Origin of the sequence: Roseovarius conchicola (assembly GCF_041403425.1) — a bacterium.
GTDB classification, from domain to species: Bacteria; Pseudomonadota; Alphaproteobacteria; order Rhodobacterales; family Rhodobacteraceae; genus Roseovarius; species Roseovarius conchicola.
In genome coordinates, this window is the sequence record NZ_JBGEHK010000002.1 from 140,841 (window position 1) to 154,970 (window position 14,130).

Below are 14,130 nucleotides of genomic sequence, written 5' to 3' on the forward strand. Positions count from 1 at the left end.
GTTGCCAGAATTCAGCCGACGCTGATCGACTTGGCGGTCTCGTAGACCGACCCGTCATCGTCATACCAAGTGAACTTGAACTCACCGGCTTCGGGCACGGTGGCCTCGAATTCGAAATACGGGTTGGTCGAGATCGCCGGTTCCATCGTAACATCAATCACGTTCTCACCGTTAAAGTCACAGGTGAAGCGATTGATGATCGAACGCGGGATCAGATTGCCCTCTTTGTCCTTGCGCTGGCCTGATTCCATCTTGTGGCTGATCAGGGTTTTCAGCGTAACGGCTTCGCCTGCGGCTGCCGTTTTCGGAACTTTGACGCGGGGTTTTACACCTTTTGCCATCTTGAATTCTCCTTATGCCTTAGCCGCCGCAGCCGCCGATTGTTACTTTGACGGTGGCCGATGCCTTCGCGAACGAACCGTCTTCCATCTTGGCAACAGCAAGAATTTCCTGCGTCTGTGCCAGGCGAATGCGGGTCGAGGCGCTGCGTGACGCCGACAGCGGCCCAAACTTGAACGTCGCCACCGGCGGGGTCGGGTTGCCAAGTGCCAGCACCATGATCTCGGCAGCACCTTCGGCGCTGACTTCGATCGGAACGGTGTTGCCGTTCTCAGCAATTTCCGGGGCGTTCAGCGTCACACCGCCATCAGCGATATCTGCACCACCGGTAAATGCCGCGATCTGCTCTTCGCCTGCCGCCATTGCCGTCACGGGCAAGCCCGCGATCACAACCGCACCGGCGCCCAAGGCGATGGCGTCTCTTCTGGTCAGTTTCATGTCAATTTCTCCTGATCTGTGCAGCCGGAGCCCACTTAATACTCTTTGAGCGTCACCAGGTAGGCGACCACGTCTTCGATTTGCTGAGCCGACAAGAGCGGGCCAAACGTGTCATCCGCGGCCTCGCCAGTATAGGCGTTGCCGGGGCGGATGAACCCTTCGGTCTTGTAGAACGAGGGCATCATCGTACCATCGAACATAATCTTGGCGTTGGCCACGATGCCGCGAAGCTCGGCTTCGCTCCAACGCTCACCAGCCCCATCAAGAGCCGGTCCGATTTCGCCGTGGAAGGGAATATCAGCAAGGTCAGTTACCGCATGGCAGGCCACGCAATTTCCAAGGGACTTGTTTCCGACAATCTCGCGGCCGCTGGCCACATCCCCGGGCGCACCGGAAAGAGATTGTTCTATCGCGCCTTCGTTGAAGGCGACATCAGTCGGGGCAATTTCTCCGGCTGAGACGGCAAATGCCGACACAGCAACGGTCACAATACTGGCGATGGCTAGCTTCATGCGTCCTCCCAAAACACATTCATATTTTTGTATATCATAGGATACGGAATCTGAACGAGGCAAGGATAAATTCGCATCTTTGAATTTGTCGGCCCGGATCCGACGGGTAAGTCCGTGATTATCAGTCGTAAGTTCCGTCACTTCGTTCCTGAATCATGCGGGCATGGTAGCGTTGAAAATCTTCGCCATTGTCCAACTCGTACCGCTTCTCAGCAACCCAGGTCAGCATATCCAGCGTTGTGCCCTTGCCAAAGGCCCCAGGCATCATCGCCACTGCTGCCTGCATCGCGGTCTGCCCTTCAGGAACATCTTCGGGCATAAACAACATCGAGGGTGTGAACAGCATGCCCCATTTGCGGGCAGCGTTCTTTTCGGTCAGCACCTCGCCGTCGAAATCGGTCACTTCGATGTCGCCATAAAGGTTCAGCTGCACGACAAAGAAATTCTCTTTCAGGTAAGTATTCAGCGGCTCGGTCGGGAACACCTCTTTGTGCATCTTGGTGCAATAAATACAGCCGCGTTGCTCAAAGATGATCATCAGGCGCTTGCCCTCGGCATTGGCCTCGGCCAGATCCTCGTTCAGATCCTTGAACGTGTCGCGCATCCAATCCGTCTTGTGCAGCCCGTCATCGCCCAGTTCGGCGGCCATCGCCGTCAGGGGCAGTATCAGAAGGGCCAAAATTCCCAATACCTGTCTCATATCTTTCCTCCTCTATCCGATCTGCTGAAAGACGGGGAACGCCTCCAGCATCCATTGCGCGATCACGTTGACACTGTCAGTGGCGATCAGCGCCGCAAAGACGATCAACAACAGCCCCATCGCCTTTTCAACCTTGGGCAGGTGGCGGCGAAACCGGGCCGCAAACCGCAGGAACGGCCCAATGAAAAGCGCGGCGATCATGAACGGTGTGGTCATGGCAAAACCAAAGACCAGCAACAGAACCAACCCGCGCATTGCTGTCGCTTCGGTGCTGGCGGTGAACACGACCGCCGTCAAAACGCCGCCGACACAGGGAGTCCAACCTGCGGCGAAAGCCAGCCCAACAACGTAAGCGCCCAGCACCGACATATTCGTCGTCTCACCCGCCTCGACCTGAAAGGCGCGGTTCAGGAAACCGATCCGAAGGATTCCCAAAAAATGCAAACCCATGAGGAACACGACGATGGCGGCGAACAGGCGAAACTCGGTCTGGTAGCTGCGAAAGGCCTGGCTCAGCCCAAAAGCCGCCGCACCAAGCAGAACGAACACCGTGATGATCCCCATCGAAAACATGACCGAGGCCAGAAAGGCACGCTGCCGCAAACCGGGGGCCAACGTGCCATCCTTGCTGATCTCGGACATCGACGCGCCCGCCATGTAGCTGAGGTAGAAGGGCACAATCGGCAACACGCAGGGCGAGAAAAAAACGATCAAACCGCCCAGAAAAGCGCTGAAAAAAGAGACATCAAACATCACAGCGCCCTCTGCCCGGTTGATCCGGATTCATATTCAAACTATTATATATGAAACCAATTCGTCAAACGGTAACCTGATGCGATTCCTGACCCAAGCCTTCTCGACAGCATTGGCCCTGATCGTCTCGGCCACAGCAGCCTTGGCCGCAGAACTGGTCATGGTCGAGCAGGATGGTTGTCACTGGTGCGACAAATGGAACGCGGAAATCGGCGAGATTTACCCAAAGACAGAGGAAAGCGAACGCGCCCCATTGCGTCGGGTCAATCTGCGCGCGCTACCGGATGATATCACCTTTATCTCGCGTCCGATCTATACGCCGACCTTCGTGCTGGTTGAGGAGGGTCGGGAGCTGGGCCGGCTTGAAGGTTATCCGGGGGCTGACTTCTTCTGGCCGATGCTGGACGCGCTGCTGGATCAGCATCTGATCACCAAACCTCTTCCCTCTGCGGCCGTTGAACCGGCCCCAGATACCACGACACCAAAGCTATGACACTGGATTTCAAAGCAACACATCCGCGTCATAATTCCCACGGTGCATTGCTTTTGGCGCTCAAGAGGCGTTTATCAGAACTGCAAACCTTCACGACCCAGGCTGTCTACTGATGAGCTTACCTGTCATCACGCCCCATATGGAAAAGTCGGAAATCGACGCGATGATGAAAAACGCGTGCGATGCCTCGAACTTTCTCAAGGCGATCAGCCACGAAGGGCGGTTGATGATCCTGTGCCACCTCTCCACGGGTGAAAAGTCAGTAACTGAGTTGGAGGAACTGCTCTCGGCCCGCCAGGCCGCGGTGTCCCAACAGTTGTCCCGACTGCGCAGTGAAGGATTGGTTGCGCCAAGACGTGAAGGCAAGACGATCTATTATCGTTTGACAGACCAACGCGCGGTTCAGATACTTGAGGTGGTCTACGATCTCTTCTGCAAAAACTAGGCCGCGCGAACAGTATCTAGGGTGATCCAAAGTGTTGGAAGGCATCTCGGACGCAGCACTTGTTGCGCTGATCGGCTTTGGTGGCGGGCTGCTTCTTGGCCTGGCCGCGCGGATCGGCCGATTTTGTACGCTCGGCGCAATTGAAGACACGCTTTATCAGGGCAGTTCCATTCGCTTGCGCATGTGGGGTGTCGCCATTGGCGTGAGCGTCTTGGCGGTCTTTGCGCTCACCGCAGCGGGGCAGTTTGACCCCTCTCAAAGCATCTATCATCTGGCCCCGTGGTCACCCTTTGCCAGTATCTTTGGCGGGCTGCTGTTCGGCTATGGCATGTCGCTGGCAGGCACCTGCGGGTTTGGGGCCCTTGCGCGTTTGGGCGGGGGTGATCTGCGCTCGTTCGTGATCGTTCTGGTGATGGGAATCGCGGGATATGTCATGCTATCCGGCCCCTTGGCCGGTATGCGCGTCAGTGTTGTCGCTGCAACCGATCTGCAAAACGGCCCCGTGGCCTATTCCGATCTGCTGAGCCGCATCACCGGTTTGGCCCCCCCGGGCGCGGGCCTGCTGATCGGCGTCGGTATACTTGTGACTGCGCTGTGGTCCGCTCCATTCCTGACCAACAGGTCGGCGCTGTTCTGGGGCACCGTCGTTGGGTTAACGATCGTGTCGGGATGGATCGGCACACAGTGGGTCTCCCAACACGGCTTTGCAGCCCAACCCGTCTTGTCTCACACCTTCGCCGCCCCACTGGGGGAAACAACCCTGTTCCTGATGACGTCCAGCGGCGGCGGGTTAAGCTTTGGGGTGGGCTCGGTCTTTGGAGTATTGGCAGGGGCGTTTTGCGGCAGCCTGATAAAGGGGCACTTCCGCTGGGAGGCCTGCGAAGACCCGCGCGAATTGAAACGCCAAATCCTCGGCGCGGTCTGCATGGGCTTCGGCGCGGTGCTGGCCTTTGGCTGTACTATCGGTCAGGGCATCTCGGCTTTTTCGGTTCTGTCACTCAGTGCACCGATCACCTTCGCCGCAATCTTTGCCGGGGCCGCCCTTGGCTTGCGCCAGTTGATCACCGGATTCGCGTCATCCTGACGTGATGCGGACAAATGCTTGCGTGTCTTCATTCCTGCAATTGATTGCTTCAGAACCACGCCACCATCACAGTGTTTTGTGAGCGATTAATCGCATGCGTTACCTGGCCTTGTTTTGAACTCGCCTCTGCAGCCCTATATTTCAAGCTGAACAGAAGATCGCGCGTGTGACGCTGCTTATGCGTGAGACGCAGAAACCGACATTCGATTGGAGATTTTCAGATGAAGCCCAAACTGCTCACACGTCGTACTCTTCTTGCTTCGGGCAGCGCTGTCGCGGCGACTGGCTCTCTCGGTCTACTGACCCCTGCCCGCGCACAAACGCTCGCACCGACACCTTCAATGCGGGGTGGTGCCAACAACTACCGCCCGGGCGCGCCCATCGTGGATCGCATCGGTGGCGGGGGCTTCTGGATGTCAGGCACTGTGCGACGTGCAGGCGACGGCGCACCCCTTGCCGGTCAACGCATCCAGATCTGGGCACATACGACCGAAGGGCATGAACGTGACCCACAAAGCCATGGTGCCACGCTCACGGATGAGAACGGCGCCTTTCGGCTTGAGATGCCCCAGATTGTCCCTGCTTTTGGCCAACCCCATGGCCACCTTGCCTATGATGACGACGCGTTTGAGACGGTCTTCCTGCGCCCGGTGATGCCAAGCGCCAGCGATACAAGTCTTGAGGCGCATTTCGTCCTGCAACCGGTCTGACGACACTAGGGCAACGGATATGAGCCGAACACGCAAGATCCTTGTCTGGGCGGCCCTTTTTGTCGTTGTTGTCATCCCGCTTGCTCTTGCAGCAAATAGCCCACTATTGGCATGGCGCGAGCCTGTCTATATCGCGGCGGGGTTCGCTGGAATCATAGCGATGACCGTTATGCTGCTTCAGCCTTTGCTGGTGGCAGGATACCTGCCGGGAATCCCTGCCAACCGTGGACGACGCATCCACCGCGTCACCGGCAGCGTTCTCGTTCTTGCGATTCTCTTGCACGTCGCAGGCCTTTGGATCACCAGCCCGCCTGATGTTGTCGATGCCCTGCTTTTTGCGTCGCCAACCCCCTTCTCCGCATGGGGCGTTATCACGATGTGGGCCGTATTTGCGGCAGCCCTGCTGGCGACCCTGCGCCGCCGGCTGCGGCTGCGCTGGCGCACCTGGCGTTTTGGCCACATGAGTCTTGCCGCGATAACCGTAATAGGCACCGTCATCCACGCCGTGCAAATCGAAGGAACGATGGAGACTATCTCCAAGTTTTTACTCTGCGCGGCCCTGATTGCGGTGACGGCAAAGACTCTGTCTGACCTGAGCGGGTGGACCTTATTTAGACCTCGCCGTTGAGCGGTCTTTACACAACATGGCAACCCTCAATATCGGCGCACCGGATCGACGATATTGAACAACGGTTTTCCGGCCCGCCAGTTGCGCAGGTTCTCAAGGAACAACTCGAACGACTCACTGGCCCATTCCGCATACACGCTGGAACAATGGGGCGAGATGATCACGTTCTCCAGATCCCAGATCGGGCTGTCGGCAGGCAATGGCTCGGTCTTGAACACGTCCAGCGCAGCTGCCGCGATCGATCCGTTGCGCAATGCGTTGATCAGCGCATCAGCATCCACCACGCCCCCACGCGAAACATCAACCAAAATGGTGCTTTCCTTCATCGCCGCAAAGGCACGCGCATCCACCAAACCGCGTGTGCTGTCCAGCAAAGGCACCGAAAGCACCACAACATCCGCCTGCTCCCAAAGGTCCGGCAAATCGCCACTGGCGTGGACAGCATCGACGTTATCCATCGGCACCGGACGGCTGCGCGTGCCGATCACCTGCATGCCAAACGCTTTTGCGCGCGCTGCCACGGCCTGTCCGGTCTGACCCAGCCCAACGATCAGCATCGTCTTGCCTTTCACTGGGGTCATCGACCGGGTGCTGTCCCAGCGGCGGGCGTTTTGATCAGCCTGCAGCCCTGCGATATCCAGGGTAAAGTGAAGGGCCGCGCCAAAGGCATATTCCGCCATCATCCCCGCCGCGACGCCAGCCGAATTGGTAACGGTGACGTCGTCAGGGTTCCAAACCTCCAGGTGATCGACGCCCGAACCGCCCACCGCAATCCATTCGGGTCCTTCAGGGCCAAGCACAGCCTCGCTGGGATAGCCCACACGCCCAGCGAACGTGATCGAATAAAGCACATCAGGTCTGAACTCCGAAATCATCGTGCCTGCCGCGACGTAGCTGTCACAGCCCTTCACGCTGACGTCCGGCATCACCTCGGACAGGCGGGCGGCAAGCGGTGCGGGATCACGATCAAGGATCATCACGCGGGCAGGTTTGGTCATGAGCAGCCCTTTCCGGCACGTACAAGATCGGCCAGTTGAGAGAATTTTGTGTCCGGGTCCAGCAGCCCATCACGCATCGCCCAGATGGCACGGGCGCGGGCATCCGGCAAGGCATCGGCGCAGAAATTGAGGAATTTCTGTTCGACTTCACCATCACTCATCCACGCATCCGGCCCGCCCCGCGCATCCACGACACCCGATTGCAAAACGGTACCATCGGTCAGCGTCGCATCAACTTCCGAGCGGCGATAAAGCGGGAAATCGGCATTCATCGCATCCGTCGCGGTGACGTTGATCTTTGGGGTCAGCGCCGCAACCGCAGGATCGCGCAATCCATCGCCAGCGATATGACCCGGCGCGATCTGCCCGTATTGCAGCATCACCGATAACGCGAAATGCATCGAATACTGCGCCTGCGTGGTTGTTTCAGGCATCCCGGCAAACAACTGCGCCGCCTCGTCAAAGGTTCGCACATCGATGCGCGCAACCGTCTCTGGCGTCACCCGGCCGTCTTGGATCAACTCATGCAGCGCGTCGATTGCCGCATGACCCCACCGGCAACAGGGATAGGGTTTGATGTAATTCTCGGCCACTGTCCACCGCTGGCCCAGATCATCCCAATGGGCGGCGACCTCAGGCGCTTCGACGGTGATCGCCGGGGCACCGGTAAACCCTCGCATCGCCAGCAAGGCCGCATTGCAACCCACCAAGGCGCCCATACCCGAGCCATCATGCAACATGGTTGGGGTATTGATCTCGCGCATCATCTGGCTGCGGGGACCATGATATTCGGCAATGCCCAGTGCCTCGCGCAAGGTGACAGGATCACACCCTTCCAACCGGCAGCCCAACGCCGCCACGCCCAACGCATTCCACGCCCCGGATGTGTGGTAATCGCTAACCGTGGCGTGCAGGGATATCCCCGCCCGCGCCGCAACCTCATAGGACATCGCCAAGGCCGTCAGTGCCTGCCGGCCGGTCAAACCGGGGTGATGCTCGGCAAAGGCAAAAAGCGCGGGCACAACCGCACAGCCAATGTGGCCCTTGGTAGGGTTGTACCCGTCATGCCCGTCCAGATTGTCGATCTGCGTGGCCAACGCCCAGGCCGCACCCGGCAGGCTGACGCTGCGGCCATCAAACAACATATGGGCCGCGTTCGACGGCGACCCAGCCCCATGAAAATCCGCTGCGAAATCGCGGGCGATCTCGCCCACCTCAAGCATCGTGGCCCCCGCTGCAACGCCAAGCGTGTCGATCAACAGAGTCGCGCAGTGTCGCAACGCAGTCTCGGGAACGACGAGATCAGGATCCAGAGTAAATGCGGCAATCTCATCAAATTGCGGTGAAACAGTCTCTGTTTTCATTGTTCAGAGTCTCTCAAACAGTTGGCCAAAGCCAGGGGTCACATCAACGATTCCCAGCATTTGCAGCGCCTGAAACATCATCGCCTGATTGGACGTCACAACCGGCTTACCAAGCGCTTGTTCCAACCGCTCAATCACCTCAAGGCTGCGCATATCCGTGCAGGACAGAACCATCGCCTCGGCCTCTGGCGCATCGGCGCGCAGGCCCAGCGCGAAGACGTCGTCGGGCATCAGCGCCCCTTGCCCGTCATTGCTCAACTCCCCTTCGACATCCGCACGCGATACCGTCTCGAACCCTTCGTCGCCCAGAAACGCAATCGCGCGGTCATTCAGGCTGGCCACATAAGGCGAGGCAAAGCCGATCCTGCGCACGCCCAGCACCGTCAAAGCATGCACCAGCGCGCCCGCTGCGGTCACCGTCTGTGCGCCACTTTGAGTACGGATCGTCCCGGCCAGCTCGCGGTCAAACGCCGGGCCATGAGCCAATGTGGCCGAGGTACAGCCATACATCACCACGTCCGGTTTCACCCCCTGGATCATTCGCAAAGGCTCGGCCATATCGGACGCTCCAAGGGACGCCATCTGATCTTCATCCGGGATCTCATCTTCGTCATAGCCGCCGATCCGCGCGACATGCACCGACACCCCATCGGGGCGCATCATGGCAAGGTCCGGCTCAAGATTGCTGTTGGTAAAGGGCACAAAGACGCCGATGCGCGCACGCCCACGGGAAGACACAGTCATGAATAACCCTTTCTGCTGATCCAATCCTCGATCAAACTGGCGGCAAAATCCATGTCCTGCGCGACACTGACTGTCGCCCGCAGACACTCGGGCAAGCCTGCACCGCCTTGTGCGCGCAGAAAAACTCCCTCACTGCGCAGATGGGCGTCTAGCTCTGCAGCACTCTCAACCGAGGGGAACCGCATCAGCACGAAGTTGGTGAAACTGTCTGGCACAACCAGCCCAAGCGCCCGCATTCGTTGCGCAAACGCGTCTCTGATCCCGCTGCTAAGAGCACAGGTTCCTTGCATATAGGCCTGATCCCCCAGCGCGGCCAAGGCGGCCATCTGTCCGGGTGAGGCAACGTTATTGGGGTTCAGAAGTTTACGGATATGCCCCGCAATCTTGGTTGGAAACAGGCCCCAACCCACCCGCAACCCGGCAAGCCCATAGGCCTTGGAAAAGGTGCGCAAGACAATCGTGTCACCGCGCGCGACCTGATCAAACATCGGCTCGTTCAGATGATCCGCGAACTCGCCATAGGCCTCGTCAATCACCAACAGGACATCGCCCGGCAACCCATCGCGCAGGCGGATCAACTCGGATCGGGGCAACCGCGTGCCCGTGGGGTTACCGGGATTGGCGACAAAAACGATGCGAGTCTCTGGGGTCATTGCAGAGAGCAACGCATCGACATCGACGATCAGATTGTTCTCTTCTGCAGTATCAAACCGCGCGCCTGTCATCTGCGTGGCGACGCGGAAAAACGGATAGGCATGGGCGGGAGCAAGCGCGGCGCGGCCCGGTTCGAGATAGGCCCGTGCCAACGCCCAAATCAGATCAAGCGAGCCATTGCCGCATACAATCTGCGCGGGGTCAATTCCATGCAACGTGCCGATCCCTTGCCGCAGATCGCTCCAATCCGGGTCGGGGTAAAGATGCGGCGCATCCGCCGCCTGACGCAGTGCGTCGCTCACCATCGGGCTGGGTGCGCGCAGGCTTTCGTTTTGCGACAAGGACACCAACCGCTTGCCCTCGGGCGCGGACAAATCCGCCAGTTGGTAGGCCGCCATGGCCGCGACGTGGGGAACCGGGGGGATCATTCCTGCATCTCCGCCAGTTGCGCCGCATAATGTCTGCGTGCTGTGTCGTCACTGATCAAACCTTCGCTCAGATCGCGGTGAACCAACTCCGGTCGGCGCTGCTCAGCCGGGCCAAACCCACCGCCGCCTGGCGTTTCAAGAATGAGGGGCTTGTCCTTCGGCACACGCACAGTGCCTTTGCTGCCAAGATCAGCGCCATCATGGCCCACACGAATCCGCCCCCTGGCACCGGCACCGCCGCCATGACGGCCTTGGGCGGCAAAGGTGACACGTTCAACCGACAGGAAAGCCAGGAAATCATCCTCGCCCGCCGCAGCAATCTCGATATGTTGACCATGCCCACCCTGATATTTGCCCACACCGCCGCTATCCACACGCAGCTCGCGGCGGGTGATCAGAACCGGCGCGACCGCCTCGGTTGGTTCCACCTGACTGCCCCAGACCCCGCTGGGAAAGGCCGTGGCCGACAGCCCGTCCTTTTCAGGCCGCGCCCCGGTTCCACCGTTGAACACCAGCTCGAGCGCGAAGTGCTGGCCCCCGTCGCGGGCCGTTTCCGCCGTGTGGCGCAAAGGTACATCGTAAAGGCACGAGGCCCCTTCGGCGGGTACGCGATCCGGCAGGGCCTGAGACAGACAGCCATAGACCAAATCGGGCGTCATCTGCCCAATCGAATGACGCATAGCCACGGGCGCGGGCGGTTGTGCATTGAGGATACATCCCTTGGGGCCAATCACGCGAAACGGCTCAAGCGAACCGGCATTGTTCGGGATATCCGCCCCGATGATACAGCGCAGGGCAAACACCGAATAGGCCGTCGCATAGTTCAGCGGCACATTGATGCCCTTGGGCGAACAGGGCGAGGTACCGTCGTAATCCAGCAGCACATGGTCATCGGCCACAGTCAGCGTCGCTTTCAACGTAATCGGCGCATCATAGCCATCGACCTGTAATTCACTGCGGTAAACGCCCTTCGGCACCTCGGCAATCGCCTCGATCGTGCCGCGACGCGACGTCTCGATAATGTACTCGGCCAGCGGATCAAGATCGTCCAGGGCGAACTCTTCCATCATCCCGGCCAGCCGCGTTGCTCCGGTCTCGCAACAGGCAATCAGCGCATAGATATCGCCCTCATTCGCAATCGGTTCGCGCGAATTGACCCGCACGATCTCCATCAGAAAGGCGTTCAACTCACCCTGATCCACCAATTTACAAGGCGGAATCATCAACCCTTCGTCAAACACGTCCGACCCGTCCGGCCCCATGCCAAGACCCCCCAGATCGGCCAGATGCGAGGTGCAGGAGGTGAAGCCAATAACGCGATCCCTGAAGAACACCGGCTGCATCAGCAGAAAGTCGTTCAGATGCCCCGAGGCGAGCCAGGGATCGTTGGTCATGTAGATATCTCCCGGCAACATTTCTTGCGTCGGAAACCGTTCCATCAGGTTTTTCACCGCCTCAGCCATCGTGTTGATATGGCCCGGCGTACCGGTGACAGCCTGGGCCAGCATGCGACCATGGCGATCAAATACCCCGGCAGAAATATCGCCGCTTTCGCGGACAATCGGGCTGAACGCGGCGCGGATCAAAGCCTGCCCCTGCTCTTCCACCACAGCCAACAGGCGGTTCCACATCACTTGCAATCGGGTTTGGGAAATCGGGTTCATGCCTGCCCCTCCTGACGGTCCAGAATAATGTTGCCATCGCCATCCATCATGGCGGCGAAATCGGCGCTTACATAGGTTGTGGTTTGCGGCTCGACGATCAGGGCGGGACCGGTCAGGGTATCGCCCGGGCTTAACATGTTTCGGTCAAACACCGGCGCCTCGCGGCGTTGGCCCGTGACATCACACAGGATGCTGACCTGTCTCTGCGGTGTCGCCGCCTGACGCTTTGAGCCATCCACAATCTGCCCGGCAGGTTCTGCAGCCGAGGCCACACGCACCGACCAGTTCAGCACCTCGATCACCATGCCTGGCACGGCGCGGGAAAACTGATGAATATATTCCGCCTCAAACAGCTGACGCAACTGATCAAGGTCACCTTGTTCCAACGCGCGGTCCGGCAGGGTGATTTCAATCTCATGACCTTGCCCGTGATAGCGCATGAAGGCGGTGCGATGCCGGGTCAGCGCAGCGTCGGGCGCACCGGCGCGCACCACCTGTTCGGCCTCGCCTAGCATCGTATCGAAGAACGCATTCAAGCCGTCGACATCGAGCGTATCCAAAGTGGCATACCGGCTGCGCACGATTTCGAATGACACCGGAGCAAACAGGAACCCAACAGCCGAACCGACGCCTGGATCACGCGGGATCAGGATGCGTGACACACCGGCGCGCCGTGCCACACGGGTGGCATGCAAAGGTCCATTGCCGCCAAAGGCGATCATCGTGCGCCGGCCCAAATCCTTACCTGATTCCACCGCGTGCATCCGGCCCGCGCCTGCCATGCTTTCATCTACAATCTCACTGATCCCGGCGGCGGCCTCATCCGGGGTCAGGCCCGTCTTGGCCCCCACCGAGGCAGTAATCGCATTGGATGCTGCCAGTGTATCAATCTGCAGCCGCCCCTCGGCAAAGCTGGCCGGTTCGATCAACCCTTGCTGCACATCGGCATCCGTGACCGTGGCGTTCTGCCCACCCTTGCCAAAGGCGGCGGGCCCCGGCTCGCTGCCCGCGCTTTGCGGGCCGACCTGAATGCGCCCCAGCCGATCAATCGCCGCGATTGATCCACCCCCTGCGCCAATCTCTATCATCTCAAGCACCGGAATGCGCACGGGCATGCCGCTGCCCTTGATAAACCGCTCTGCGCGGGCGATTTCAAAACGGCGCGCGCTTTGAGGTTGGTAATTGTCGATCAAGCACAGCTTGGCCGTGGTGCCGCCCATATCGAACGACAGAACCTCTTTGGCCCCGGCCCGCTCAGCAATACGTGCGGCCAGAATGGCACCCCCGGCAGGACCGGATTCGACCAGTCGGATCGGCAGTGCAGCGGCGGTTTCGATGGTTGTCATCCCGCCGCCTGCCGTCATCATCAGAATCGGGCATTGCAAGCCTTCCGCAGCAAAACGACGGGCAAACTCGGCCAGATACTCGGACATCAGGGGCTGGATATAGGCATTTGCGATAGTCGTGCAGAGCCTGTCAAACTCGCGTGCCTCCGGGCTGACATCGCTGGAAATCGAGATCGACAGACCGGGCAAAGCCTTGACAATCAGATCGCGCAAACGCCGTTCATGGGCAGGGTTAGCGTAGCTGTGGATCAGACAGATTGCGACCGCCTCGGCCCCTGACGCACGCAGGTCGTCCACCAGCCGCCCCACCGCCGCTTCATCCAGCGGCGTCAGTTCAACGCCCAACGCATCCATCCGCCCCGCGATGGTGAAGCACCGCGCGCGCGGCACGATCAGATCGGGCTTTTCAATATTGATGTCATATTGGCTGTAACGGCGCTCATAGGCAATTTCCAGAATGTCGCGAAAGCCTTCGTTGGTGATGCTGGCCACCCGGGCGCCGCGCCGTTCGATCAGGGCGTTGGTCGCCAGGGTGGTGCCATGAATAAACCCTTCGATATCGCCCCAGGCCGCCTTGGCCGTCTGCAGCACGTGCTGCACGCCCTCCATCGCGCCGGTGGTTGGGTTTTGCGGAGTGGTTGGTGTTTTCGCCGTGGCGACAACAGCACCAGTGCCATCCACCAGAACAGTGTCGGTGAAGGTGCCACCAATATCGACAGCCACACGAAAGCCAGCGGTTTGAGCCATTTGGGTTTTCCAGAAAGTAAGAGGTGCAGGAACAGGACAACAGGATGCGCCACGCGCATATCAGGCGCGTCTAGATAACCAGA

16 protein-coding genes are annotated in these 14,130 nt (G+C 59.5%); 5 read left to right on the forward strand and 11 right to left on the reverse strand.

Features of this window, described 5'->3' with window-relative positions; translation table 11 throughout:
- Window positions 1-11 precede the first annotated feature (11 nt).
- From soxZ to V6N02_RS06570, 5 genes are all read right to left on the reverse strand, one after another.
- Complete coding sequence (soxZ, locus tag V6N02_RS06550) at window positions 12-341, reverse strand: thiosulfate oxidation carrier complex protein SoxZ (RefSeq protein WP_371224719.1); 330 nt, start codon at window positions 339-341, stop codon at window positions 12-14.
- Window positions 342-360: 19 nt separating this feature from the next.
- On the reverse strand, window positions 361-777 hold the full coding sequence (gene soxY, locus V6N02_RS06555; RefSeq protein ID WP_371224720.1) for a thiosulfate oxidation carrier protein SoxY: 417 nt from the start codon (window positions 775-777) through the stop codon (window positions 361-363).
- A gap of 35 nt (window positions 778-812) precedes the next feature.
- On the reverse strand, window positions 813-1,289 hold the full coding sequence (gene soxX / locus V6N02_RS06560) for a sulfur oxidation c-type cytochrome SoxX (RefSeq protein WP_371224721.1): 477 nt from the start codon (window positions 1,287-1,289) through the stop codon (window positions 813-815).
- Between the two features lie 121 nt (window positions 1,290-1,410).
- The gene (locus tag V6N02_RS06565; RefSeq protein ID WP_371224722.1) at window positions 1,411-1,989 is read right to left on the reverse strand and encodes a thioredoxin family protein; all 579 of its coding nucleotides are present in this window, start codon (window positions 1,987-1,989) and stop codon (window positions 1,411-1,413) included.
- A gap of 12 nt (window positions 1,990-2,001) precedes the next feature.
- Complete coding sequence (locus tag V6N02_RS06570; protein ID WP_371224723.1) at window positions 2,002-2,742, reverse strand: cytochrome c biogenesis CcdA family protein; 741 nt, start codon at window positions 2,740-2,742, stop codon at window positions 2,002-2,004.
- Between the two features lie 79 nt (window positions 2,743-2,821).
- On the opposite strand from V6N02_RS06570, the gene V6N02_RS06575 reads away from it, so the two are divergent.
- The 5 genes from V6N02_RS06575 to V6N02_RS06595 all read left to right on the forward strand — a co-directional run bounded on the left by V6N02_RS06575 (window position 2,822) and on the right by V6N02_RS06595 (window position 6,102).
- Entirely contained in the window at window positions 2,822-3,235 is a 414-nt protein-coding gene (locus tag V6N02_RS06575) for a hypothetical protein (protein ID WP_371224724.1), read from the forward strand.
- 112 nt (window positions 3,236-3,347) lie between these two features.
- Complete coding sequence (locus V6N02_RS06580) at window positions 3,348-3,680, forward strand: ArsR/SmtB family transcription factor (RefSeq protein WP_371224725.1); 333 nt, start codon at window positions 3,348-3,350, stop codon at window positions 3,678-3,680.
- Between the two features lie 31 nt (window positions 3,681-3,711).
- Window positions 3,712-4,764 carry a YeeE/YedE family protein gene (locus V6N02_RS06585; protein ID WP_371224726.1) on the forward strand — a complete coding sequence of 351 codons (1,053 nt, stop codon included), beginning with the start codon at window positions 3,712-3,714 and terminating at the stop codon, window positions 4,762-4,764.
- Window positions 4,765-4,985: 221 nt separating this feature from the next.
- Window positions 4,986-5,474, forward strand: coding sequence for a peptidase associated/transthyretin-like domain-containing protein (locus V6N02_RS06590; RefSeq protein ID WP_371224727.1), 489 nt, complete (start codon window positions 4,986-4,988; stop codon window positions 5,472-5,474).
- Between the two features lie 19 nt (window positions 5,475-5,493).
- Window positions 5,494-6,102 carry a ferric reductase-like transmembrane domain-containing protein gene (locus V6N02_RS06595; RefSeq protein ID WP_371224728.1) on the forward strand — a complete coding sequence of 203 codons (609 nt, stop codon included), beginning with the start codon at window positions 5,494-5,496 and terminating at the stop codon, window positions 6,100-6,102.
- 26 nt (window positions 6,103-6,128) lie between these two features.
- On the opposite strand, the gene V6N02_RS06600 is transcribed toward V6N02_RS06595, so the two are convergent.
- From V6N02_RS06600 to V6N02_RS06625, 6 genes are read right to left on the reverse strand one after another with little or no spacing between them, the layout of a single operon-like run.
- Window positions 6,129-7,100 carry a D-2-hydroxyacid dehydrogenase gene (locus tag V6N02_RS06600; protein WP_371224729.1) on the reverse strand — a complete coding sequence of 324 codons (972 nt, stop codon included), beginning with the start codon at window positions 7,098-7,100 and terminating at the stop codon, window positions 6,129-6,131.
- Window positions 7,097-8,464, reverse strand: a complete 1,368-nt coding sequence (locus V6N02_RS06605) for an MmgE/PrpD family protein (RefSeq protein ID WP_371224730.1) — start codon at window positions 8,462-8,464, stop codon at window positions 7,097-7,099. The genes V6N02_RS06600 and V6N02_RS06605 overlap by 4 nt, the downstream gene beginning before the upstream one ends.
- Before the next feature lie 3 nt (window positions 8,465-8,467).
- Window positions 8,468-9,208 (reverse strand): maleate cis-trans isomerase family protein, encoded by a 741-nt coding sequence (locus tag V6N02_RS06610; protein WP_371224731.1) that lies wholly within the window; start codon window positions 9,206-9,208, stop codon window positions 8,468-8,470.
- Entirely contained in the window at window positions 9,205-10,290 is a 1,086-nt protein-coding gene (locus tag V6N02_RS06615; protein ID WP_371224732.1) for a pyridoxal phosphate-dependent aminotransferase, read from the reverse strand. The genes V6N02_RS06610 and V6N02_RS06615 overlap by 4 nt, the downstream gene beginning before the upstream one ends.
- Window positions 10,287-11,954, reverse strand: coding sequence for a hydantoinase B/oxoprolinase family protein (locus V6N02_RS06620; RefSeq protein ID WP_371224733.1), 1,668 nt, complete (start codon window positions 11,952-11,954; stop codon window positions 10,287-10,289). The genes V6N02_RS06615 and V6N02_RS06620 overlap by 4 nt, the downstream gene beginning before the upstream one ends.
- Entirely contained in the window at window positions 11,951-14,047 is a 2,097-nt protein-coding gene (locus tag V6N02_RS06625) for a hydantoinase/oxoprolinase family protein (RefSeq protein ID WP_371224734.1), read from the reverse strand. The genes V6N02_RS06620 and V6N02_RS06625 overlap by 4 nt, the downstream gene beginning before the upstream one ends.
- Window positions 14,048-14,130 lie beyond the last annotated feature (83 nt).